Below are 1,990 nucleotides of genomic sequence, written 5' to 3'. Positions count from 1 at the left end.
CCGGGCGGCCCGGCTGGACATCCTGGGCGCGATCAAGAGCGGGTAGCCGCCGCCCCCGGGACAACCGGGACACCCCGGAACGACCGGAAGAACCCAGAACGACCGGCACGACTGGCATGACTGGCACAACGACGACGCCCGCCGGGACTCCTCCCGGCGGGCGTCGTGCTGTCCGAGCTCGGCGGGCGCCGCGCGCCCGGGGCAAACGTTTCCTCAGCAGCCGTTGAGGATCGAGGAGAGCGCGCTCTTCTCCGCACTGTCGACCGAGAGGCCGTAGTAGTACTTCACCTGCACCCAGGCGCGGGCGTAGGTACAGCGGTAGGAGGTCTGCGGCAGCCAGTGGGCCGGGTCCTGGTCGCCCTTGGAGCGGTTGGAGCTCGCGGAGACGGCGATCAGCTGCGGGCGGATCAGGTCGTTGGCGAGGGCCTGGCGCTGGGCGGTGGTCCAGGCCCAGGCGCCCGAGCGCCAGGCCTCGGCCAGCGGCACCAGGTGGTCGATGTCGAAGCTCGACGCGCTGGTGGTGGTGGCGTTGTCGTAGACCGAGAACCAGCTGCCGCTGACGGAGGCGCAGGCGGAGTCGGTGACGACGTTGCTGCCGTCGCGCTTGAGGACCGTCTCCCGGGTGTTGCAGGTGCCGGAGACGGTGATCCAGTGCGGGAAGAGCGCGCGGTCGTAGGTGGACTCGTGGGACTCCGCGGTCACCGCGATCGCGGCGAGGTAGCCGCGGGCGGTGGCGGCCGAGACCGGGGTCGGCAGGGCCGCCTGGGCGGCGCCGGCGCCGGTCAGCAGGGTGGTGAGGGCGAGCAGCAGGGCGCCGAAGGCGGCGGCCAGGACGCGGCGGGGCGTGCGTATCGCGGACATCGCGGACATACCGGTAACTCCTGGGTCGAGGAGGGCAGGGGAGAGCCCCCGGGCGGGAACCGGCCCGGGCTGCCGACCAGCATGTCGCCCAAGGGGTTTACGCGGGTAGATCCGAGAGGTGAATTTTTGACCGGATGTCAGGTACACAGACTGTCCGCACACTTCCGACCTGCCGGGACCGGTCGGGGAACGCGGACGCCCCGGCCGGTGGGTTCCGGGCGGGGCGTTGCGTGGTGTTGTGGGTGCGCCGGGTGGCGCGGGCCGGTGGTGTCAGGCGGTGGGGTGTGCCTGGGCGGGCTTGGGGGTGGTGGGCTTGGCGGGGCCGCCGAGGAGGCCGAAGAAGAAGGCGAGGGTGGGGGCGAGGTAGGCGAGCCAGACGACGAGCTGGAGGACGCTGGGGTCGGGCTGGAAGTTGAAGACGCCCTTGAGGAGGGTGCCGTACCAGCTGTCCTTGGGGACGGTGGTGGAGATGTCGAAGGCGAGGTTGTGCAGGCCGGGCAGCCAGCCGGCCTCCTGGAGGTCGTGGACGCCGTAGGCGAGGACGCCGGCGGCGACGACGACGAGCATGGCGCCGGTCCAGGTGAAGAACTTCGCGAGGTTGATCTTGAGGGCGCCGCGGTAGAACAGCCAGCCGAGGAGGGCGGCGGTGAGCAGGCCGAGGGCGGCGCCGACGATCGGGTTGTAGCCGTCCTCGGTGGCCTGGACGGCGGTCCAGATGAACAGGGCGGTCTCCAGGCCCTCGCGGCCGACGGCGAGGAAGGCGGTGGCCACCAGTGCGCCGGTGCCCATGGCGAGTGCGGCGTCGAGCTTGCCGTGGAGTTCGCTCTTGAGGTGGCGGGCGGTGCGGCGCATCCAGAAGACCATCCAGGTGACCAGGGCGACGGAGACGATCGAGAGTGAGCCGCCGAGGGCTTCCTGGGCCTCGAAGGACAGTTGCGAGGAGCCGAACTGCAGCACCGCGCCGAAGGCCATCGACAGCAGCACGGCCGCGCCGACGCCGGTCCACACCGGCGGGAGCTTCTCCCGGCGGCCGGTCTTGACCAGGTAGGCGATGAGGATGCAGACGACCAGGCTGGCTTCGAGTCCTTCGCGCAGGCCGATCAGATAGTTGGCGAACACGCCGGCTCCC

The 1,990-nt window shown here is 71.2% G+C and carries 2 protein-coding genes; both read right to left on the bottom strand.

All coding sequences use genetic code 11. The features are described 5' to 3' along the window. Positions 1 to 213 precede the first annotated feature (213 nt). Positions 214 to 861 (bottom strand): HNH endonuclease family protein, encoded by a 648-nt coding sequence (locus VR45_RS30800; RefSeq protein ID WP_045943159.1) that lies wholly within the window; start codon positions 859 to 861, stop codon positions 214 to 216. A 270-nt stretch (positions 862 to 1,131) separates the two neighbouring features. Next, complete coding sequence (gene efeU, locus VR45_RS30795; protein ID WP_078896978.1) at positions 1,132 to 1,980, bottom strand: iron uptake transporter permease EfeU; 849 nt, start codon at positions 1,978 to 1,980, stop codon at positions 1,132 to 1,134. Positions 1,981 to 1,990: the final 10 nt, after the last annotated feature.

Source organism: Streptomyces sp. NRRL S-495 (genome assembly GCF_000966955.1).
GTDB classification, from domain to species: Bacteria; Actinomycetota; Actinomycetes; order Streptomycetales; family Streptomycetaceae; genus Kitasatospora; species Kitasatospora purpeofusca.
This window is presented reverse-complemented; position numbering and strand designations above follow the sequence as displayed.

Bases quoted from the DNA above. Each gene is read 5' to 3' on its own strand.
- VR45_RS30800 (WP_045943159.1), bottom strand. From the start codon at position 861: ATGTCCGCGATACGCACGCCCCGCCGCGTCCTGGCCGCCGCCTTCGGC.